18 protein-coding genes and 1 pseudogene are annotated in these 23,172 nt (G+C 37.0%); 3 read left to right on the top strand and 16 right to left on the bottom strand.

Annotation, left to right across the window (positions count from 1 at the left end):
• Positions 1 to 66 precede the first annotated feature (66 nt).
• From V6E90_RS09285 to V6E90_RS09265, 5 genes are all read right to left on the bottom strand, one after another.
• A complete protein-coding gene (locus V6E90_RS09285) occupies positions 67 to 297 on the bottom strand; it encodes a helix-turn-helix transcriptional regulator (RefSeq protein WP_332605184.1) in 231 nt (76 codons plus the stop codon).
• A 67-nt stretch (positions 298 to 364) separates the two neighbouring features.
• Positions 365 to 1,276 carry a recombination directionality factor gene (locus V6E90_RS09280; RefSeq protein WP_332605183.1) on the bottom strand — a complete coding sequence of 304 codons (912 nt, stop codon included), beginning with the start codon at positions 1,274 to 1,276 and terminating at the stop codon, positions 365 to 367.
• 139 nt (positions 1,277 to 1,415) lie between these two features.
• Positions 1,416 to 2,528, bottom strand: a complete 1,113-nt coding sequence (locus V6E90_RS09275) for a YqaJ viral recombinase family nuclease (protein ID WP_332605182.1) — start codon at positions 2,526 to 2,528, stop codon at positions 1,416 to 1,418.
• A gap of 117 nt (positions 2,529 to 2,645) precedes the next feature.
• Positions 2,646 to 3,695 carry a DUF932 domain-containing protein gene (locus tag V6E90_RS09270; RefSeq protein WP_332605181.1) on the bottom strand — a complete coding sequence of 350 codons (1,050 nt, stop codon included), beginning with the start codon at positions 3,693 to 3,695 and terminating at the stop codon, positions 2,646 to 2,648.
• 283 nt (positions 3,696 to 3,978) lie between these two features.
• Positions 3,979 to 5,097 (bottom strand): hypothetical protein, encoded by a 1,119-nt coding sequence (locus V6E90_RS09265; RefSeq protein ID WP_332605180.1) that lies wholly within the window; start codon positions 5,095 to 5,097, stop codon positions 3,979 to 3,981.
• Positions 5,098 to 5,300: 203 nt separating this feature from the next.
• Here V6E90_RS09265 and V6E90_RS09260 point away from each other — a divergent pair.
• The 3 genes and pseudogenes from V6E90_RS09260 to V6E90_RS09250 all read left to right on the top strand — a co-directional run.
• Positions 5,301 to 5,610: pseudogene (locus V6E90_RS09260) on the top strand (OST-HTH/LOTUS domain-containing protein); the annotation flags it as partial.
• 714 nt (positions 5,611 to 6,324) lie between these two features.
• The gene (locus V6E90_RS09255; RefSeq protein WP_332605179.1) at positions 6,325 to 7,059 is read left to right on the top strand and encodes a hypothetical protein; all 735 of its coding nucleotides are present in this window, start codon (positions 6,325 to 6,327) and stop codon (positions 7,057 to 7,059) included.
• A 56-nt stretch (positions 7,060 to 7,115) separates the two neighbouring features.
• On the top strand, positions 7,116 to 7,856 hold the full coding sequence (locus tag V6E90_RS09250; protein WP_332605178.1) for a lipoprotein: 741 nt from the start codon (positions 7,116 to 7,118) through the stop codon (positions 7,854 to 7,856).
• A 70-nt stretch (positions 7,857 to 7,926) separates the two neighbouring features.
• Here the strand turns inward: V6E90_RS09250 and V6E90_RS09245 are convergent, their stop codons facing one another.
• The 11 genes from V6E90_RS09245 to V6E90_RS09195 form a co-directional block, all read right to left on the bottom strand.
• Positions 7,927 to 8,199 (bottom strand): hypothetical protein, encoded by a 273-nt coding sequence (locus V6E90_RS09245; RefSeq protein ID WP_332605177.1) that lies wholly within the window; start codon positions 8,197 to 8,199, stop codon positions 7,927 to 7,929.
• A gap of 142 nt (positions 8,200 to 8,341) precedes the next feature.
• Positions 8,342 to 8,695, bottom strand: a complete 354-nt coding sequence (locus tag V6E90_RS09240; RefSeq protein WP_005206975.1) for a hypothetical protein — start codon at positions 8,693 to 8,695, stop codon at positions 8,342 to 8,344.
• A 211-nt stretch (positions 8,696 to 8,906) separates the two neighbouring features.
• A complete protein-coding gene (locus V6E90_RS09235; RefSeq protein ID WP_332605176.1) occupies positions 8,907 to 9,785 on the bottom strand; it encodes a YagK/YfjJ domain-containing protein in 879 nt (292 codons plus the stop codon).
• Between the two features lie 370 nt (positions 9,786 to 10,155).
• Entirely contained in the window at positions 10,156 to 11,697 is a 1,542-nt protein-coding gene (locus tag V6E90_RS09230; RefSeq protein WP_332605175.1) for a hypothetical protein, read from the bottom strand.
• A gap of 317 nt (positions 11,698 to 12,014) precedes the next feature.
• Positions 12,015 to 12,746 (bottom strand): Fic family protein, encoded by a 732-nt coding sequence (locus V6E90_RS09225; RefSeq protein ID WP_332605174.1) that lies wholly within the window; start codon positions 12,744 to 12,746, stop codon positions 12,015 to 12,017.
• A gap of 286 nt (positions 12,747 to 13,032) precedes the next feature.
• A complete protein-coding gene (locus V6E90_RS09220) occupies positions 13,033 to 14,034 on the bottom strand; it encodes a T6SS immunity protein Tli4 family protein (RefSeq protein WP_016542956.1) in 1,002 nt (333 codons plus the stop codon).
• Between the two features lie 1,280 nt (positions 14,035 to 15,314).
• The gene (locus tag V6E90_RS09215; RefSeq protein ID WP_332605173.1) at positions 15,315 to 17,177 is read right to left on the bottom strand and encodes a lipase family alpha/beta hydrolase; all 1,863 of its coding nucleotides are present in this window, start codon (positions 17,175 to 17,177) and stop codon (positions 15,315 to 15,317) included.
• An 8-nt stretch (positions 17,178 to 17,185) separates the two neighbouring features.
• Complete coding sequence (locus tag V6E90_RS09210; protein WP_332605172.1) at positions 17,186 to 18,187, bottom strand: T6SS immunity protein Tli4 family protein; 1,002 nt, start codon at positions 18,185 to 18,187, stop codon at positions 17,186 to 17,188.
• Between the two features lie 105 nt (positions 18,188 to 18,292).
• Positions 18,293 to 19,294 carry a T6SS immunity protein Tli4 family protein gene (locus V6E90_RS09205; RefSeq protein ID WP_332605171.1) on the bottom strand — a complete coding sequence of 334 codons (1,002 nt, stop codon included), beginning with the start codon at positions 19,292 to 19,294 and terminating at the stop codon, positions 18,293 to 18,295.
• A gap of 105 nt (positions 19,295 to 19,399) precedes the next feature.
• Entirely contained in the window at positions 19,400 to 20,401 is a 1,002-nt protein-coding gene (locus V6E90_RS09200) for a T6SS immunity protein Tli4 family protein (RefSeq protein WP_332605170.1), read from the bottom strand.
• Positions 20,394 to 23,132 (bottom strand): type VI secretion system Vgr family protein, encoded by a 2,739-nt coding sequence (locus V6E90_RS09195; RefSeq protein WP_332605169.1) that lies wholly within the window; start codon positions 23,130 to 23,132, stop codon positions 20,394 to 20,396. Before V6E90_RS09195 ends, V6E90_RS09200 begins: the two co-directional genes overlap by 8 nt.
• Positions 23,133 to 23,172: the final 40 nt, after the last annotated feature.

The following is a 23,172-nucleotide window of genomic DNA, read 5'->3' as shown; positions in this document are numbered from 1 at the left end:
TTCCTAAGTAAAACTAACTTTATTTAAGACAATAACACCAAAAAAATAAGGGAGCAAAAGCTCCCATTACTCTCGCTGTTCCAACTTAGACTCAATCCACTGATGGATTTCCCAAGCTGACCACCCGATACGCATTTCAGTCAAGCGCACAGGCTGAGGAAATGTCGGATCATAATACTTTGATTTTTTATTGATCATCTCATAGATTTTTGACTTGCTCAGAGCAGTAAATTCAACAACGTGTTTAATGTTAATGATTTGATTCATCTGAAAAGTTTGACCTGTGAACGCATTCATGATGTTTTTCTCCTAATCAATGAAGCGAGCGCATTTCGCTCAAACAATAGGCCAATTCCGTAAGAAATTATTTTTGCGAGTTCAAAGCCTGCACTGACTGCTGCAAGCCTTTCTGAATATCTTGAACATGAGTCAAATTATGGGTTTGTTGATGCTGTTCATGTTTGGTTTCATCTAAATAAAACTCCTCAACAATATCCAAACCTTCTTCACCTCCCACTTCAAAGCTGGCATTGCCATAACCCTGCCGTGCCACATGGTCTAAAGCCTCCTGATAAAACCCTGCTGCTTTGCTTTGTTCATCCATCTGCTTGGCTGAACTAATCGCATCTTTCAGGTTTGTGCCCTCGCGTAAAGTTAAATCTACGTAGTAAATTGGAGTCCGATAACTTTGAGTTGTACTTTTACCTCTTAGTGTTAGTTGTAGTGGCAGACACGAAAGTAAATCACCCGATGCTGCATGGTAATAACTTAGCCGCGCTGCCAAAGTACGAATGCTATTAAAGCCTGTAGTTCTAAAGATGAATGTGCCAAACTCATCTGATTCATCCAGATTGACATACAGCCGTCCATAAGCCTTACACAACCCGCCTTGTGCCAATGGACATAAATCAGGTGCCGGACAAGGATGTTGTTCAATGCCATTTTGTCCAAGTCGCTGACAGTTTTCGCCATTGCCTGAGCAAACTAATCGTCCAGTCTGACGATCAAATAAGCTGTACTCTGCCCTTAGATTCAGTTCAGGATCGTTGAAGATCATACGGACTGGAATACTTCTCAACTTTTGGTTTTGGTTAGGTGCTTTGGTACGGAGTTGTTCATCAAGTGGATGTTTGACCCAACCTTCTTTGTTTTGGATTTGGCTGGTAATGGTGAATTGGTCGTCCTTTTCAGGAAGCCGTTTTCCATTCTTTTCGACAATCTTGCCGATGCTAATACGACCTAAAACGGGCGGTGTGATCGCTAAACCTTTAATCATGCTGATTTCCTCTATATAGATGTATAAATAAAACTTTGCGCATAAAAAATCCCATACCTGTTTAGGCATGGGTTCAGTGAGTTTTTGAGGTGATTGATTTGATACGTAGTCGGTAATTAAATGCTGGATCGTATCTGCTTTATCCACCATTCGAATAAATCTGAAATCTTCGTGTTCCTTCTTTGATTTGAGGAAACTGCTGTAAATATTCTGGGTGCTGTTTAAGAAGTGATTTACTGTCTAAACTGATTGAGTCTTGTGACTTTTTCCAAGTGACAGAACCGCCTGTAAACACAGCTCGTTCTGCATCTTTCATCAGCATTTGTAATTCATGTTTGAGCTCATCGAAATACTTTTGGTGTTGTTCAACTTTATGTCGCTCCTTAAGTAACTGATTAAATAGGTAGTTGGCTTGTTCGTTTTGAGTAAGGTCTTCAACTGATAAGGGAATCTGTTCAGGGTAGAGTTGCTGCAAGGCTTTGGCTGCTGAATCAGAAGCATCGACACTTGGCGGAATATCCAATTCCACACATTGCCAGAAGTGGCGTTCGGCATTAATAATGTGCTGGATCACGGTTTCATTGCGAGTCACTTTATAGATTTTGGTTTCATGTCCACAGATCAAGGCGCAGATATGCGCTGCCTGTTTACCTGTCACGGCTAATTGATGCTGAACTTGGCAGAGGACATACAGCGGTACGCCATCTCGCCATAGTTTTGAGCCGTATTCCCCTACTGTTTTACACTCCAATATTTGAACTTCTTCATTACCGACTACGGCATAATCCAAGTTTGCCAACATGAAATGTTTGTCTTCATCAGGATGTTGCAGCACAGCATTGACCCGACGGACTTTATGATTGGTGTACATGCTGTAGTATTCAGCTACCAAGGGTTCAAGCTGTTTGCCCCAATACAAAGGGGCATAGCCTGTACTTTCATCCTCAATGTTCTGCTGCATCCGACCTGTCTTGATCATCCACAACTCTAGCATCGACATATAGGGATTCAGTCCACAAGCGGTAGCGGCATCACTACTACCTATGCCTTGTTTTCTAACTTCTAGCCATTGCTGGTAATTCATCTGCTTAGTATTAGCAAGGCGTTTGGCTGCGGGTGCCTTAGTTTTTCGAGGTATACGTTTGCTTCTTGTACCAACCTCAACTTGCTGGGTCGTCTGATTGAGATTTGGTAAATACGGTTGTAATGGTGGATGGTTTAAGGTGTTTTGTATCTGGGTATTGGTATTCATTGCACTATCCTATATTGCGATAAGAGCTTGGTAAAACTGGAATTTTCGGCATAAAAAAGCCGCATCCGAAGATGCAGCTTTAGAAAGTAAATTTGAATAAAGTTTGCTTAGGCTAATTTAGGCAATCATTCTTAAAGCCTGTTCCAGCCCACGTTGTTTAATAGATGCTCCTGCTCCAAACCAAGCAGAGTCCAGACGGTAATCCTGACTCATGGCCCGACGTTCGTGATCCACAAATTCAGTGATGCTGCACAGCAAACCATAGGCAGTGTCTTTGGCTGAGCTTAGTTCTGCCCCACGCCCATGTCCATTAAACATAGTCATCACCTTAGACATGGCCCGTCCATTCGGCTCAGTTTTATTGTCTGCTTTAGAGGGGACTGCCTGACTTGGCATAGCCACATTACGGTAGAATTGAATGATACTTTCATCCTGTTCAGCCAGAGTTAGATTAGTATTGTTAAACACTGCATCAAAATAGGCTGCTGCTTCCTGTTGAGTGACTTTGCGCTGACTAAGTTGTTTCATTTCATACATGTGTTCATCCCATGCACGTACTGAAATACCGAGTTGCTGTTTGACTTTCTCTGCATCAAATTTAGTACTATGTGGGACTTTCACTACACCAGCACTACTCTGCTGGCCTTTCAAGGCAATAGCTAAGGTGTTATTACAAACCACCCTGATCGAAGTAAACTGAGCTGTGGTAGCAAGTGTTCCATCGCAAGCGGTTGCTAATAAAATATAGCCATTGCTGACATCCCTGCCTTTTAAAGCTGAAGTTTGCCCTGTTTTCGCCAATGCCCAAAACTTCTTACCGCCTTTAAGTACACCTGCCGTTTCCAGTTCAAAACCAGATTGTTCAGTCAAGTCTTTGTAGAAATGTAGAATTTCCATTGGCTGGACTTCCTGAAAACGTTGGCTGACCACCGATAACGGAGCATGAGTATCTGAGCGATATAAAACCCGTTGTTCCTCGAAAGGCATAATGATGCTTTGTCCACGTTCATTCTGTGCCATATAACTGACATCAGAAGATTCAATACGCCAGTCCATGCCTGCTTGCTGTGCCCACACTTCTATGGGCTGGTTCTGCGACAATTGATTTCCTAAGTCATGCCAAGGAGTCTGTCCCACAAATGCCATTGTTTCAATTAAATGTGCCATAAGTTTTCCTTCTAAGGATTGATCTTGAATCTTTTCAAATTCAGATTTTGTGCATAAAAAAAGGCCTGCTGGGGCAGCAGGCCAAAATGAGAATTCCTTAAGATGCATGTGAATGCATTAATTCACTTAGATGGTATATATCTGAAATTTATTCTATTTCTGGTATTGTATATTTCTAACTAAGATTAACTTACGCTTAGAACTATTAATAAACCATAAGTGACTCTGGGAAGAATCAAATCAACAAACAACAAACAACAAAACTTTTACAAATGTAAAAGTTTTAATCTTCAGCCGAAGTATTCTGTGTTGCTAGTTTTTTCAAACGGCTCTCAGGAGAAAAATAATGCTTTAAACCAAATATAAATGTATTGGCAGAGCTTGTTGAAATATCTTGAAAACTTAACTTCTCTGGATCTACATCATGGTCCATTTGATCGTAGGATTTTTGTTTGAAGTCTAGTAGTTTATAAACCGACGTTGAATCTAAAGAGCCTTCATAGACTTGGTCTCTATCGCTAACAGTAAAGTTAAACTTATAGAAAAACACCCCAGATACAGATAAGCGATTGTCTTTGAAATCTAAGACATAGCCCCTTTGCCAATTGCTATTTGTTACGATCTCTTGCGCTAAGTCTGAAGGAATTTTTATCTTTAATAATGATTCGACTACTCTCGTAGATTCCTTCTCCTTCAAGGCTAATGTGAGTAACTCCTGATCAGCATCATATTGATACTCAGGTTTAGCATCTCCATTTTTTACATACAAACGTGCTAAAGTTTTGTTTAAAGCTGTTTGTAATAAACTCAAATCAAAATCGACTTGGTGGTTTTTTGGACTTTCTTGTAATACTTTAATACGCTCTTGATATTGCTCTGTAGTTTCAAACTCACCTTTAGCATCTACAGGAACTGTTTTTAAAAGCCGTATATAATTGATAGCAAAGTTATTCGAATATTTATAATACTCCTGATTTGTCAAATCAAAGAGTACAGTATCGGAGTCATTAACAGGCCCAGCATCACCACCAGCTACAATAATCTGATCATCTCTCAGATTTAGCTTTTGTCTAGCGAATGCTAATATCTTCTCAAAAGATTGAGTATGTTGACCAGAATATGAATCCACAGACTCTAATGAAAACTCTTCAGGGTTTGCATAGCTATAGCCCGAGTCAACGAAATTACTGTAAACATTACCATCAATCAACGGTAATGCCGAGACATCATTTTTAGAAACAATCACATGCTGGTTTACTGCTACTTGCTTTATAGGAGTTGCTATTTCCGTTGTACCTTCGGTTTTCAATTCTAAATCTGGAACAGGAGCCTCTTTCTTAGAACAACCACTTAGAACCAAAATAGAAACTATACAACAACTGAGCAGTAAAGGCTTAAACATAATTTTCCTCTGTATGTATTCAAAATCTAAATCTTGCCTTTGATCGTAAATCAAGCAAGGCATCTGTATAAGCTATCTTTATTTTTTAAGTAAACTACTAAATAGGCTCAATATTATAAGACCTAAATCCATTCAAAATAATACATCTCTTTCTTTTATTAGTAAGCTCTTATCAATAACCATTAAATACTCAACATGATTAAGAAAATAATAATGTTAAAAGCACTATAGACAAGGATACATCACAGCAAGTCGATCACCCTACTCTCAATTTAATTTACAAGGCATTTAAAGACAATTCACATGAAAATGGCTGGGCCAATCTCTCCGAAGTAGGTCAATAGATTAATAACGTGCGCCCTGATTTTTGATTCTCGCAATTATTGGCGAACCAACCTTTCAGACTTAATCAAAATGCCCAATCTGTTTGAAACTAGAATTGAAGACAGCCAAATGTTCCTCAAAAAATTGAAAAACAATAAGGTTTTTAATACTGATAATAAATCCACCTAACTCACTTTCTTACCTTTAAAGTGATTTGACGTCCCCTAAAGCACGCATTATCATTCACATGCTGGCCTACATTGCCAGTCGGTTTTGACAGACCGTTCCGAAAAACATTAAGAGATCATTCTTTTAGTGTGTATCCCTTCGTGCCCCCTCTGCGGTGGAACGGGAGGGGGACGCGTCCGCGCGTGCTGGGATTTTTCGGCCAGTCTGTCAACCCCCTTTCGTTCTGCCACCATTAAAAATGATCTGGCAGAACTTCTATTACATCTAGTAGGAGTTAGTAGCTGTGGCAATTCAATTTCTTTCTGGGGTATTTCCCAAACACATTTTCACCTTTGTGCTAAACATCAAGAGCCGCTGGCATAATTTTAACAAACTTTAAAACGGTCAATAAAGAGCAAGACTTTTTCAACGCAACAATTTGAAGCTTTCAATACTATCTGTTTTATCAGGTAGGAGCGATTAAAAATATTGCTTTCAGTGTCAGATGTTTACACGGCATAGGACGTTCGGCTTGATGAATGCTAATCGCCCTTGTATCAATTACAAGAATACTTTTATTGCTATTCTGGGCTGCTCAAAAAGGTGAACTTACAACATGTGTCTAAGGTGAATCACCTACAGCCCAATCAATGAGAATTATCCCACTACATCTAAATAAGAATTTGTATATCCATATTTGGACAACCAATGAATGTACATGTTTTAGGAATCACCATGAATAAAAAAGTTATCCTAGTCCTACTTGCTGGTTGCTTAATGCAAGCTTGCACTAAAAACGAAACTACAGAAAAAGTATCATCAGATAGTGCTCAAACAGAAGCAGTTAAAGCTAATACATCTGACTCACAACAGTTCATCGACCAAGGCAAAAAAGATATTGCAACCTATGGTAAAGAGACCTTGCAATACCTTCTTGATCAAAAATACCCTGATCGCTATACAGCCTTTTCAGTCGATAATGTTAGATTCCTACGTCAACAATCTGAAGAGCTTTTTATTTATACATGGAATATCCGTTTTTTAGATAATCAATCGGATGATGTTTATGGTTGTGATAGTCAACAACTTTCATGGAGCAAGCGAACCACTGATATTGAATCTACGTTAAACGAAGAGTGTTTTAATATCATTGAGCGTGGCAATACCCCTACAAGTCAAAATGAAACGGTTTCCACAACTCCTGCAACTTCTCCTATCAAAATTACAGTAGAGCAAAATCCACATTACTCATTTATAGCAATGATTAAAATTCAGTCACTTGTTGATGATGTATCTATATCGAATATCACAGTCAATCGTGGCAACTGCCCTTTATTGCAAAAAATAAGTAATCCGAGACGGCTTGGCTTTGGACAAACAACATCCGTGGATACAAACAACTGTGGTAAAGATAAAATTATTGAAGTGGTTGTATCTACAGATCAGGGCGATTGGAAGTTTGGTTCATAAATATTGGAACTATAAAACCAAAAAACACCCAACCCATTGATACATAGAGAACAATCATGCAAAAATCTACTTATGCCATTTCACTTGCTTTACTGTTAGCTGGCTGTAATGAAGTCAACTATGCCAAATTAACTTATCAGGCGCAGTCTTGTACCGCAGATAATTCTGTCAGTTGTAATGATATCCGTGTTCGACGAGCTATAGTTGCTACGGAAATGGGATATCAACAAATGCTTGATGAAAAAAATAAATTTGTCGCTGAACTGGGACAAACAGGATATGACCAATTACTTAGCCTGACGAAAAAAAAGGTAGAGCATCTCAAGAAACAACGTCCGAGCCTTTATTTACGCTGGTTTCAGGGAGATTCTAGATACCATAAGGATGTAGATTTTGGTGACTACATTGATGCTGAAATTGAAAAGCTCACCAATACAAAGTATACAACGTCACCATCATCTACACCAATAAATCTAATTCAGGATGGTGAACCCATTCATGTAGCATCGGAACAAAACCTGACAGATCATTTTTCTGAGAAGTATGGACATAGTTACACTTTCAAACTGATAGAACCAGTTCTGACAGGAGATTATGATTTACTTTTGAATACCCAAACAGGCCCTGTCAAGTTTGACTTACAATATACATCCGTCGCGCAGAACTATATTTTTGAGCACTTAAAACAAGGTGACTGTATTCGTTTTGATGCTAAAGATACTCCTGTGATGAATGCTGAACATCAGTTGTATTTCGAGACTTTCATTACTGATCCCCAAATTGTGAAATGCAATTAGTCTGGAATCAAATCACTGCCTTAATTTAAGGCACAGGGAGGCATAACCTCCCTAGTTTACTTATCCTTCCTCAATAAAAAGAATGTCCACAATACTGACATTGAAAGCAAGATTGTACATTTTGAGTTGAAGCAGAACCAAATACTGAACCTAACAAACCACCGACTACGACTCCTGCAATCCCCCCGATGAGAGGCGACACAGGCAATGTTTTTGATAATGCTGCACCCATTGTGGCAAATGATGCTGACGATGCCAGACTCTGATTACTTCCTTGTGAACTGCTATTTTGCACAACACGAATCACATGCTCTGAATGGCAATATGGACAATTGATTTGCATAAGATATACCTCTGGAATAAGAAAAGGCTTAGCATGCTGCCAAGCCTTGAAAACGATGAGTTCTCACCTAGATGGTATATATGTGAAAAAAAATAAAAATATTCCAACATGTTGTTTAAATGACTTATAAGCCGCCCTATCCTCAAGGGTCCAATTTATCCAACCTTTCGTTCAGCATTGTCAATTTCTCATCAAGCATGAATATCTGATCCACTATAGCCTCATCTAAAAGTTTAGTGAATTGTTGAGGTCTATAATGACTGTCACGGATAAACCTATCAATTTCATCTAGAATATACTCATGGTAATCTCCTTTGAATGCAAATGATCCGAGCCTAAGTCTTCTTGAACAACCATAAAGCGGATTCGACTCGTACATGTAAGACATAATATCGCTGAGAAGCGGACCTAATTCATATTCATAATTTTCTATCTCATTAAACAGTTTCTGATATTCACTCAGTTCATACTCTTCATCAGCATCTATTCTACTCATGATTATTCATCTCCAATTTTTAACTTGTGGGGTGTTACATAAGAGACGGGTTTTAGGTATAAAAAAACTGAATGCCATAGTTTGAGATCAACAAAGTCGAAGCCAGATCAGGTACTGGACCTAGCTTCGTGTGAATGGAAATCAATAGACTAAAACTAATGAAGAGAAGATGTTTCTCATCTAGATGGTACATATCTGTTTATGATTTCAATTAACGCTGTGACATGCCAAAGGTACGCATCCTCCTAGAGGTCTTCACACGGAGATATTGAAGTTTTTCAGGTTGTGCTAGGTAAGATAGTGTTGAACGCATCTTCTTTGCTTGGCAGGTCAAGTTACTATAAATAATTCCAATCCCAACAATGCCCCGCTCTTCATATTGCTTTAGGTATCTACGATCATGGCAATTAAAATAGCTTCCTTTACCACCCGTAGTATCTTCCCAGAGCTCCCCTACGGCTTTAGCTATACTCCATGCATCCATGCGCTTACGTTCATTTAAAACTAAAGCCACATGGCAATGATAGCCTTTCCTTTCCCCCTGCTCTAATGCCCAGACCAAAAGTAATACATCATCTCCATAAACTGAACGATTGACTTTTCTACGTAGTTTTTCTAAATCATGATCAACCTGTTTGATATCAAGATTCACTTTATAGGCTAAATCCACCCGTACAACTAACAATGCAGAATACTCCCTCTGCAACTCGCGTAACCGATCCTCTAGCTTGTGGGCATTTAATCTTTCATTATAACGATGCTGCCGAATTTCATTGAAATGGTCAGCTCTAGCCTGATTGAAATACTTTTGCCAGTCTCTAAATGAAATTTGCTTTAGACGATTGTAGAGGGAACTTGATGTTTCATATTTCAGATCGTACTCATACAACAGATCACAAAAGAGTTCGATTAAGCATGAGTAGCTAAAGTCAGGGTTATAGACTTGATGGAAGTTTAAGAGATGGTATGTGAAGTTTTCATAGAATGATCTTGGTGGTCTTGTTGAATCCATACTTGATAGAACAAACTTCTCGATTTCTATTAATAGTGATGCTTCGTTAATTGGATTTTGGTTAAGGATGGCGTTCATGCTCACTTACCTGTAGTTGTTTAGGACTACATGAAGTGGCTACATAGTAATTAATTATATTTAGGCTAGATAAGCGATATGTTTCTTGAAATACTGAACTAGTATTAAGTTCTTAAGAACATTAAGAACTATGTCATTACACCTAACCCAAACCTACTTTTCAAGGAAAAATATTCTCACATCTGATACAGATTAATGTGTTTTCACCATCAAATGCTGAATCTTTTAATCCTTTAGGGTAGCGTCAAAGATGTCAAGTTATCCGATGCTAGTTAGGGTTCGTATCTCATAAATTGAGAGTCCCTAGCCCTCAGTCAATTTCTGGTTCTGTAATTATTGACCACGCTTAAAACTATAGAATAGACTAACTTTAACCTTTTTTCTCTCTAGGGCTTCTTCCACCACTTATTCTAGAGATAAGGCTATCTGAGTACTCTCGCTCAAAGCTATCCATAATATACAAATATGGAATTAATTGCGTATCCACGACTTTCCATTGGGGACTTTTTCTTTCCAACAACCACACGCGATCGGTTGAAACATCTAATAAGATAGGAATCTGATTTACCAATATTTCCCAATCGTGTTGTACATCTTCTTCTAATTTTTCATTTTCTTTAGTTAACTGCTCTTTTGCAATTCTCTCAAAACTTTCTTTCAGATATGCAAATTGATTTATTTTATTTTTATGTGCAGCTAATTTGTTCGCATCGAAAAACAAAATGGCGTCAGCTTGCAAAACATTCCCACTCATCTCTTTCCAAACATTTATGTAATCCAATAGCTCCGATATGCCACTTGATTGTTTTACTGTTTTAAATAGTGCTGTAAAGAACTTACCAAAAAAATCATGTCTTATAGATTCTCTATTGCAATAAAGCTCAATTTGAAATCGATAGATAACGATATCTGTCATTTTATATTTTGCTATACGTGCTCTATCCTTATCTGCTCTTAACGCTAAACTTTTAAGTTTCTTTTTAAATTCGTTAAAATTACGATATTGTGCCCCAACTCGTCCTCTTCTCCAGTCATGTCGAACAACTGCATCATATCGTCCTTGCATCCATGAATCTCGTAAATCAAAAAGTAATCTGTTCATTTCCATTATACTTTCTCTTGAAATATCAATTTCTAGAGAGTAGCTATCTCTTGTATAAGGCTTAAACTTATCTTTTAGAAACGTAACAAAAATTTTTACAGCTGCTGTTAAATATTCATGATTGAATTTAGTAATTTTTTCGGATTTAGAAAGTAAAAACAAAAACTCTTTACCTACGGATGTTGTTTTTTTCCAAAACTCTGTTTTTCGATTTTCTAACGGTTCTTCAATAAACGCTGGCAGAGGTTTTAAAGCCATCACTAACATAAAATTTTCTATACGATATAAAAGTTCTAAATTCTCTTTTGGTAAGATATCATTCAAACTTTCAGCAGCAATACTTACGATATCCATTTTTTTTGAGTCTTGTCTTTTGACAGGAAATCCTTCATGGTAAAAATCCTCAAGAAGCTCTCTATTAGCTATCGATAGACCTTTTAAATAATCATGTAAGTAACCAAATTCTTTTCCTAGAACGAGTGGCTTAAGATCTCTTTGAACAAGATCATAAAAAGTCTTTGGTTGAAGTTCTTCATTCTTAACTCGCTCCCTATAACTTTCATCATGCCTTGGTCTCTGACCTCTATAATTGCCACGATGTCTTGAGCGAGGATTTTGCTCTGTAATACTTAGAAGCAGTCTATTTAAGTCATCATGTTGTAAAATTTTTTCTACTATCAAATCTGCCAATTCATCATTTGAGGCATATTGCTCAATATCATCAATATAATTTTCATCTAATATGTCGAGCTCTTCTTCATCAATATTATTATCAATTGTAGGTTCATTCGATTCGTTTTCTATATCCATAAAGTATTCCTAAGCTACAATTAGCTTTGTTCTAGTAGATTACACACTCCACTCAAATACTTATACCATATTCCTAACATACTAATTCTAAATATTTTTTATGATTGTTCAAAGGTTTTTCCATACTTATTCCAATATCTATTCGAACCATAAAGTCTTATGGACAAAAAATCAGCATAAAAAAACATCCTTTTCGGATGTTCTGATTATCGATTTTGATTTATAGCTGAATTATAAAAAGAATGTCACATTGCATTAGAAAAGCTAAGAAATTCTTCTTAAACGAAGTTTCATTCTTCTGATAAAAATGCATGGCTTTAAATTCCCAAAACCATCTGGTAAGGCTTAAATCCATCCTGTACAACTCCTACAACCAAATTGATGAATGGGATTGTCTTACAGTAAGCTACCCATTGGTCCAAGGCCTCGTAATAAGCTAAGCGATTTTCTACAGTAATTACACTTGGTGGATAACCTGATTTGAGTAGCTCAAGATTCATCAATAAAAGAGATGTTCGTCCATTCCCATCAACAAAGGGATGAAGACCTACGAAATCAGCATGAACTTTGGCAGCCCGCTCAACAGGATGTAGATTGTGAGCTTCCGTGTTGTACCAATCTATAAACTGAGCCATTTTGTCATTAAGCAAGGTATAATCTGGTGGATTGGTTGTAGCACCTGGAATTAACACATTCTGCTGGCGATATTGTCCTGCATTTTCATCATCAATATTTTTCAAGATCAATTGATGGATGTTCCGAATTTGCCATTCTGAAAATGGTTCTTGTTTTTTTATAATATCTTCGACATACAAAATCGCATCACGATGATTGATCGCTTCAAAATGCTCTCTTAATGCCTTACCGCCTACCGTAATCCCCTCAAGAACAACTTTAGTTTCCAATAAGGTTAAAGTATTACCTTCAATTGCATTGGAATGATAAGTCCAGCGCAAGATCAAGTCTTCATATAGATTTTTGACAATCCCTGGTGAAAGAGGTCTATGCTGATCTAATTTAGCTTTTAAATCATCAATGATCTCAAACATGCTTATCTCTATACGTATGTAATTTTAAAATGATCATACATAAAAAAACGATGTCAATAAAATCAGTCAGGCTAATGCCAAGCTTCCATGCTATAGTAAAAATAGTAGTTGAGTAGCTAGGAAGTACCCTCATGCAGTTGGGGGTATAACTGGGGGTAAAATATAAAATACGGTTTTTAAGTTTAATTAATTATCATACACTTAAGTTAATAAGTTTATTCCCTCTCTCGCCAGAATTTTTTATTCATAAAACCTATACATCAATAACTGCATATATAAATGATTATTAAAACTTTTTGATTGTATTTAATATGGCTTCATACAGCTGAATTGATTCTGTTTCATTCATACTTACTGTCTGGATATTATTTCGATCATAACCAGTATCGATCTCCAATTGAATAAGAGGATCTGTTGCTAATCTTGGTGTACCTAAATACTCCCATGTCGCCAACACACCATCTCTTTCAATTATTGGCGTTTTAATAACCCATTCAAATCCCTCTAATCTATCTCCCGAAATTTGAGCTTTAGCCCCTTTACGAATAGTTTTGATATTTGTCTTTGCCAAGAAACCTTCTTTTTTAAGGTTATAGTTCGTCCGAGTGATTAAATCAGAAGTAGCGCGAGCAAGGGCTTCCGTTTCTAAAAAGATTCGGAGGGAAGGATATTGCTTCAATTCGAGTCCAAACGAATGAACACTATTTCTGTAAGGATCACCAGAGTCCGTAATAAAACCGTTATTGATACAAACTCCTGCTTGCTTTGGCAGATTGGTATTATTTCTAAATGAAATATGATTCACTAAATTATTTAGAGCCTCATCACTTAGATCCTTGTATTTTAGTGAATATGTTCCTGTGATTGAAAAAAGTGTTCCTCGATCTAAAACCCAGGCAAACACATCATTTGCTCCACGACTATCTTTCCCATATTTTGCTTTAAATATCTTTATAATTTTATTTCCATTTTTTATTTCTGCTTTATCTTCAATGACTTTCATATTTTTATTAGAATACTTTTTTAACTGTTCAGCATAAGCATTTCTTAGGGCCTCATCACTAGCGTTCAATTCACTTTTAATCGTAAAAGAGTTGTATTTATCCATGCCACCAATCAGTAATGACTCTTTTGGAATTTTAAAAGTATATCGCCCTAAACACCAGCTTTGCATCTGTTCTACTTTGAACATTGACTGTTCATCTTGTGAATTATCAGCATAAGAACAACCTGAACTTAACAGTAGAATGCTCAATTTGATAAAAATTAATGGATACTTCAAATTCATATCGATTACAGCCTTCACGGTCATCATTGAGTTTATAAAATTAATAACATCTGAATATCAATTCGCTACCCCGCACATGAAAACAGTAACCCAGCAACACCTAACAGAGTAACCATAAGAATAATCATATCGTTTGTCTCTGACTTATTTTTTTTGCTTCTCATTCTGCACAAAGCTGATATACCAGCACCGATTAAAAATACGATACTAATGAGCATAACAATAGCTACCATTATTCCATGGCTAATATTTGCAGCACTCAACATAACTTTTCAAATCCTCTCAAAATAAATTAATTTAACCCCTAGCGAACACCCATAATTTAATATTAAAAATCAACCCTATATATAATGATCATTGATGTTTTTATAACTCGCCTGACCATCAAGTTTGGTCATTTTTGGAAATCACTTTAAATTATTAAACTCCCCAGATATCTCGAATTAAAGTTTGGCATCCACTCAGAAAAATGATAGCCAACAGACAAGCTATTTTCATAAAATCTGTCTTTTTCATGATTTAAATCCTTTATTTACACACAAATCAACCTGTCTAATTCATTATTTCGATCAAAAATTTTAAATACAATGAGCTGCTTATTCTCATTAAAGTGAAAATAGTAAAAATGTAGCCAAATAAATTAAGCTGCATCCCAATAAGTCATAACAAATATGTCTAACAGCCTTCCATTGTACAAATGACGGGATAAACTGACCACCCATTCCTTTTCGTAATATACCAGTCAGTCCAGTTTCTTACGTACCACTCCACAATGATCTGCTTCAGGCAGTTAAGCATTTAGGAAGGTCAATATGGAAAAATTGTCAGGCAAACCTAGAAGGAATTTACCAAATTAGGCAGACCTTATAGCCAAGTTATATCTTAAATTTGAGTTGCTTGGGGAAGTATTAACTTTTAAATCTTCGTGCAACAAAGTTTCTTAAAAATAAAATCCAACAGGGTTAAATTAATTTAAACATCCTATATTTTTAACTAAAAATATATCGAACATATTGCATCTATGCTACTTTTTGTTAACTCTATTGTTCTAAGGCTTTACTTCACTTATAGTATTAAAATCAATACAGGAAGTATATGCTATGAATAAAACAATTTTAATCAAATTATTTTTTATTTCTATACCATTTTTTATTACAGGATGCCAATCCTTTCTTGAAAGTTTCTATCGAGTTTAAGTCAGTAAAATACTCGTATTTATAAATTTTATCCAAATCAGACCAAGTAACATACTTACTCGATCTAATTTAAATTTTTTAAAACTAACAATCCTTCTTAATAGAATCGACTATATTCGCAATACAATATATTGTATTTAATTGAACATGTGCATTATCGTAGCTACCAGAATGCTCATAACCATTAATCACAAATGTCTCTTTTGGAGTTCTTGTACTCGCCCGCACATCCTGTCCCGATTGATAACAAACAGTACCATCACCTTGGGAGGTTGGTTTTAAATCTAAATAAAATGTGGCTTTATTGGTTTTTGAAATATTTGATTTTTCATCTAATAAAATTTCTCTAACACCATCCTCTTTATATGCATTTGTATTTAAGTTATGTGTTTTAGAACCATCTATTGCTAAATTCATCTCATCTTCTAGCAGATTGGTTTCATCGCTCTCTGTTGCATTGCTTCGATCTTTAATATTTGGTAGTCCAACCAAATTTTTCTTACCATACAAACTCATCAGCTCAATCAGCTCAGCTTCAGAACGAATATTAAGCACTTCTTTACAACGCCAAACCACTTGCCCAAACGATTGATGCTCTGTATCTGACCCATAATGCGCATAGGTGTTGGAATGATACGAGTCTTTAATATGATTATGTAGTTCTCGTACTATATTAATCTTGTCTGTGTAAACATCAAAAATACTGCTAAAGCCTTTTTCATGAGCTTCTTGTTTTAGTAACCCAGCAGGGTCAATAAAATCAGTATTCATCATTGCCCACCAACTGTCTTTTCTTTTGTAGATTTCAGTATATGGGTCAGCTGTTTGCGGTAATGATGCAGTAATTTCACCCGACGGTGTTTTGGCTTTAATTAACATCCAAGCTTTTGGATTTTGAGGAAAATCCACAGCATTGTAAAAATTGGCAAATGGCAGTAGTTCTAAACCACCAGGTGCACTGGCTAAGGTTGCTGTAAGCCGCTCAGACGTATTGCCAAACATAAACTTGGTCGCCCAAGCCTTAATACTGTTCACTAATCCAGTTGATGCTTTCCAACCATCCCAACCTACTGTAAGTCGTTGATACACAGCTGGCGCACCACTCGCAGGCATGACACCATGCACGACGCCTGCAATTTTATCTTTGACCTTGTCATTTTGAATTAAGGCACGAGTGACCAACCCACCCATAGAGTGTGTCACTACAATAAATTTCTTAAATTTAGCTGTCGGATATTCTCTTTTGATTTGTGCCATAACCTCATTATTCATTCGATCGGCAACTTTGTCCGCAGAATTCATATTGGTATCCAGCCAATTATAACCACAGGCAAATACAGGGAAAACATAATCGGCTAGTTCTTCATGCTGTTCTAAACTAAGTAATTCAACCACTTTGCTACTTGACCAATTTTTGAGTATTTTTTTAGTTTCCTTATTGCCTGGTTGGACGATTTTTTCCCATTCTGTTGTACCGTTAAATTTGTCTTTTTGTTGCTCTTTTAGGGGCTTAAAGGGATTATTGAGCTGGCTTTCTAAATAAATTAACACTTTGGCATAGCCAATCGGAATCACTGACCCCCACCCCCGTGCTCTGGCAATTTCTTCAGTGATATGCGGCGCTTTCTTTTTATTTATTTTAATATCCCCATCATAACCGACCTCAGTTGTTTTTGGGTTTAAATCAATTTGTCGTTCTTTTGCATCTCTTTTACTGTATTCAATTAAAGTCGAAATGCCAGGATACCAAACTCTCTTTTTATTGCTATCTTTGATATTGGATCCCATAATCCCTGGAATAAAAATAATTGGCACCACATATTTGACTGGTGCAGGGATTTCACATTCGGTATTAACACTATTGGGGGTGGTCTGTGAAACGTAGGAAGTTTTTCCAGACTGATGAAGGGTTTCATACGCCTCATGGTTATGTACATTATTTGACATTATTATTCTCAGAATTTACGAATGGTTTTTAAAATAGACTCATATAGTTTTAACGCTTCACCCTGCGCTAAACTACTGGTCTGATTTCCAAATGATGAATATGAGGTATCTACCTCTAACCCAATTAAGGGGTCTTTATTATTACGTGCTGTGCCCGTATGTTCCCATAAGGCACTCAGGCCATTCCGACCTTTCATTTTCTCGACCGAAATCCATTCTTGCCCATTTAAATAGCTCGTATTTTTTTCACCTTTCCGAATATTGTCTTTATTTATTTGACGCTGACTTTGTCCTGATTGGCTTAACTTACTTTCAATCCTTGGAATAAGGGCTGCGGTTTCTCTTGAGTTGGTCTCACTATCAAAACGTAATACGACACTCGGATAATCTTTAAAATCAAAACCCATTTTTTGTTTACTGTGTCTAAATTTCTGATCATTATCTTTGATAAAACCCTGATAAATACATTGACCATTTTCTGTGGGGATTTCATGTTCTGGACGATAGCGTAAATTTCTAACGAGATGCTGTATAGCTTCATTACTTTTTTCGGTCCACTCAGGTAGATCACTATGCCCACCTTCTATTAAAAACAAAGTCTTTTTATCGAGTACAAAACCAAAAACATCAAATGGATCACCTTTATCTTTTGATTTTTTTCCTTTAAGTATTTTAGTGATACGCCCCTCTATTTTTTGTTCTACAGAATCTTCAGTAATAAACCTATCATATTTAGAATAATCTTGTCGCCACTTTTGAATAGCCGCATCAAAATCTTGACGTGTCGCATTTTCTTTGACTTTAATAATAAATGAGTCGTATTGATCATAGCGATTTAAAGGATTGGCCTCAGCAGGAATCTCTACGGTATAGCGACCAATGCAATAGGTTTTTGTTTTTTCTAAATTTATCATATTATTTCCAATATTTTCTATGTTCGATTTTGCAGATATACAGCCAACACTGAATACACATGCAGTTAATAATAGAGAAGCATATATTTTATTCATCAACATATCCTAATAGTGTAATTACGGCCTGAGCCATTACATTGCTAAGTCCTTCTAGCAACTCGGTTTTAAATGATCCTATTACGTTTATTGACATGGTTATTCTCAGAATTTACGAATGGTTTTTAAAATAGACTCATATAGTTTTAACGCTTCACCCTGCGCTAAACTATTAGTTTCATTACCAGAAGGTGAGTGCGCCGTATCCACTTCAAAACTAATCAATGGGTCTTGGTTGTTATTAGCACTGCCTGTATGTTCCCATAAGGCACTTAGGCCATTAGGGCCTTTGATTTTTTCAACCGAAATCCATTCTTGCCCATTTAAATAGCTCGTATTTTTTTCACCTTTGCGAATATTTTTTTTGTCAATTTGACGCTGACTTTGTCCAACTTCTTTTAATCTTTTCTCTATTCTTGGAATCATTGCCAATACATTTTCATCATTACTTTCTGCTTCAAAACGTAATACTACCGTTGGGTGATCTTTAAATCTGAAGCCAAGTTTTTGAATACTATAACGGTACTGTTTCGTTTCATCTTTAATAAATCCTTGATAAATGCATTGTCCTGCTTCTTTTGGAATCTCATGTTCATTGCGGTAACGTAAATTTTTAACTAAATTCTGAATGGCTTCATTACTTTTTTGGGTTCTTGCAGGAGAGTCGCTATGCCCACCTTCTATTAAAAACAAAGTATTTTTATCCCATACAAAAGCAGCTACATCATAAGGAAGTCTTTTATCATCTTCTAACTTTCCTTTAAAAATTTTCGTTACTCGACCATCAATTTTTTGCTCTTGTGGGTCTTCAAAAATTTTTCGATTCCCTTTTGAGTAGTCACTTCTCCATTTTTGGACAGCCACATCAAAATCTTGACGTGTCGCATTATCGACAACTTTAATATTAAATGAATCAAACTTATCATATCGAGGTAAAGGGTTAGCCTCAGCAGGAATCTCTACGGTATAACGCCCAATGCAATAACTTTTGGTTGTTTCTAAATCCACCCTGTCCTTTGCATTATTTTTAATTTCTGCTTTTGTAGATGCACAGCCAGTACTGAATACATATGTAATTAAGAATAGACAGGCATATATTTTATTCATCAATATATCCTAATAGTGTAATTACGGCCTGAGCCATTACATTGCTAAGTCCTTCTAGCAACTCGGTTTTAAATGATCCTATTGCATTTATCGACATAGTTATTCTCAGAATTTACGAATGGTTTTTAAAATAGACTCATATAGTTTTAACGCTTCACCCTGCGCTAAACTACTGGTCTGATTTCCAAAAGATGAATAAGCGGTGTCAACTTCAAAACCAATAAGGGGGTCTTTATTATTACGGGCTGTACCCGTATATTCCCATAGTGCACTGACTCCATTTTTACCTTTCATTTTCTCGACCGAAATCCATTCTTGCCCATTTAAATAGCTCGTATTTTTTTCACCTTTCCGAATATTGTCTTTATTTATTTGACGCTGACTTTGTCCTGCTTGGCTTAACTTACTTTCAATTCTTGGAATAAGGGCTGCTGTTTCTCTTGAGTTGGTCTCACTATCAAAACGTAATACGACACTCGGATAATCTTTAAAATCAAAAGCCAGTGTTTGTTTACTGTGTCTAAATTTTTGATCACTATCTTTGATAAAACCTTGATAAATACATTGACCATTTTCTGTGGGGATTTCATGTTCTGGACGATAGCGCAAGTTTTTAACGAGATGCTGTATAGCTTCATTACTTTTTTCGGTCCACTCAGGTAGATCACTATGCCCACCTTCAATTAAAAATAAAGTTTTTTGATCAAGTACAAAACCAGCTACATCATAAGGAAGAATTTCTTTATCGGCCAACTTGCCTTTAAAAATCTTCGCCACTCGACCATCAATTTTTTGTTCTTGAGGATCTTCAAAAATCTTTCGATTTCCTTTTGAGTAATCACTTCTCCACTTTTGAACCTCTTCATCAAAATCTTGACGTGTCGCATTTTCTTTGACTTTAATCATAAATGAGTCGTATTGGTCATAACGATTCAAAGGATTGGCCTCAGCAGGAATCTCTACGGTATACCGCCCAATGCAATAGCTTTTGCTTGTTTCTAAATCCATCCTGTCATTTGCATTATTTTTAATTTCTGCTTTTGTAGATGCACAGCCAGCACTGAATACATATGTAGTTAAGAATAGACAGGCATATATTTTATTCATCAATATATCCTAATAATGTGATCACGGCTTTCGTCATTGAAAGAGAGGTAACTTTTTCAGTTTTACCTTCTGAGTCGGTCACTCCCTCAATTGTTTTTCCATCTTCTGTCTTAATTCGATATTTCATATTTGGCATCGCTTTGCCAGCTTTGTTTCGTAAAACAAAGAGCTCATCATAATCCATCTGTAATTTTGGCATGGCTGCGAGATCAGTACTTAATGTGCTACCAGACATCACCTGTACTTGCCCAGCTTTAAGGCTAATTTTACCAGGACAAACGATATCGATATTGCCACCTTCAATTTTGATATAACCACCACCAGAAGCGATTAATATGCCTTTACCACTTTCAACCTTAACGAAATCATTAATTGCATAGACATGCATTAACTCTTGCGATGCAATTTTCATTGAATCCGCTTGTGCTTCAATTTCAATGGGGCCTTGTCCAGCTTTAATTTTAATACCTGCTGCTTTCGCAAATAGAGAAATTTTATCTAAGACATTCGCCAAAAATCCTCGCCCTGAAAAAATCTGTACATTCCGTTCAGAACTTAGATCTATATTTTCTTTAGCTTGTGCAACAATCCCTTTATCCGCATCTAGAATGATTGAATCTTTAGCATCAATCGCAATATACGGCGTAGAATCAGACTCATTCCACTGAGGAAGTTCAGTTTTTAAGGACTCTTGAAACTCTAATTCAGGTTCCGTGGTTTGATGTCCTTTAGCTGCCTCTTTTATTGCTGAATTAGTCGCTAAGAATTTCTCAATATTTTGTTGTAAATGAGGTCGATCCAGTTGGTTTCCACTCGCATTAGATGCACTTTCAGTCGTAATTAATATCCCTTTAGGTGCACGTATTCCTCCCCAATCATCCGTCCGTAACTCAAAACCTTCGCCACGACCTTCACTTTCAGGCTTGTCTTTAGGATGACTTAAATTGCCTAGGTTCAGTTGGGTTGCACCATGACTACTGTGTAACTGGGCACTGATTTGTCCTGTGGTATCGTCAAACCTCAATTGGTTATAGCCTTCGCCACCGACCTCTTTGGAACGAATGCCACTGAGTTTTTTGGTGTCAGGAAGCTGGCCTTTAAGATCAAATTTAGTCGGTGAACGCTGTGCTTCATGGATGCGACCAGTCACAAAGGGACGGTCAATGTTGCCATCAAAGAAGTCAATCACCACGATCTCATCTTTACGTGGTAAGAAGCGCGCACCATAACCTTCACCCGCCCAAGGGGTGAGCACATCCACCCATGCCGAATCCGTATCACTGTCATTCGATCCTGCACCACCATCATGCGCATGATCTTCTGTACGGGTAAATAGAAAACGGACCTTGATCCGCCCCCATTCGTCGACATGGATTTCTTCACCATCACTCACCACTTTAGCACGTTGGACATGTGCTGTCGGACGGTGAGTCAATGGATCATATTCAGGCACAATAGCAATCGTTCGACGTACCAGCATCAATTCATTGGCTTGGCGTTCTTGTTCACTGTCTTTACTGATCGCCCAATGACTGAGACTTAATAGTTTTTCAACTTGCTCTTTAATCTCTTTAGGAAGGTTATTCTGGTTATAAAAATGCTTGCTTAGGATTAAGAACGCTTTATCTTCTTGGTGATTTTTTTCAAGTTCAGGGTGCTCATTTAACTGAAACCAATAGCCAACCTGTGTATCCCGCACACTACTATGCGCAGTAAAATATTTTGCTTGTAAGGCCTGATATTGGTTCAGCTGTTTATTGAGTTTATCTAACTGACTGTTTCCTGAAGCTGTGGCCTGATCTTCTCCTTTTAGATCAGCAATCCAAGCTGGTGAAATACTCCATGCTTGTTCCAGACTTAAACTTTCATTATCTCGCTGAGCACTGTGCTGATGTGAACTGATCACTGAACCACTGGCATCTTCTTGGCTTAAACTGTCCGCCTGCCAGCGCTGCACATGAATCGCGGTGGGTTGCAATTGGCGTTGTGCAATAAAGCTGGTAATACTATCAGCCTGCTCTGTGGCATGAGAGCGATGATAGCGAATGCTTCGACGTTCAAGCGCCTTAAATTGTGCATTATCATCAATTAAACGTAATTTTTGTGGCTCGATACTTTGGCTATTACTTGAAACAATATAATTCGATTCATCAATTAAAAAGTTAATCGACTCTTCGCGTAAAATTCTGGTTAAATAGGCATAATCACTTTCATTCGATTGCATTGAGAAAGGACGAATATCGTAGTTTTTGCTTAAACCGCTGCTATCTAGTTTCAGGCTGGCCGCAAATAAAGGGCTTTTGCTTTGCCATTCCTTAAAAATGATTTCACAAATCTCCACCGCACTTTTATTCATAAATACACGGCTGTTGCGTCGCTTATGCCATAAGCTGGTCGCGTCCTGCATCGTCAGTCGATAAAGGCTTAAAGCACCATCACTTTGCCCCTGACTTGCACCTGTAATAATTCCCGTGGTTCTAAACAGTTGACCGGTATCTGTCACTTGATCAACAGCAACTTGGCATCCAATAAATTGTTTGAGTTCAATATAAGGGTTAGTCGATAAACAGATCAGTTCTACAGATAATCCATCATTAATGCCATGATAACCCTCTAGGCGTTGCAGCATGATTTGAGTATTTAGAGCTGCATTTGAAAACCGCATACTCATCGCACGTTTTTGAGTGCCAACGCCTAATTTATCTAAGACGTTAAAGATATTATTCAACATTATTATTGCCTTATTCTTGATCAATGAAAGCTACCAGAAT

It is taken from the genome of Acinetobacter sp. ESBL14 (assembly GCF_036668815.1).
GTDB lineage: Bacteria > Pseudomonadota > Gammaproteobacteria > Pseudomonadales > Moraxellaceae > Acinetobacter > Acinetobacter gyllenbergii.
Note: the sequence above shows the minus strand (reverse complement) of the source record. Positions and strands in the feature narration are given on the sequence as shown.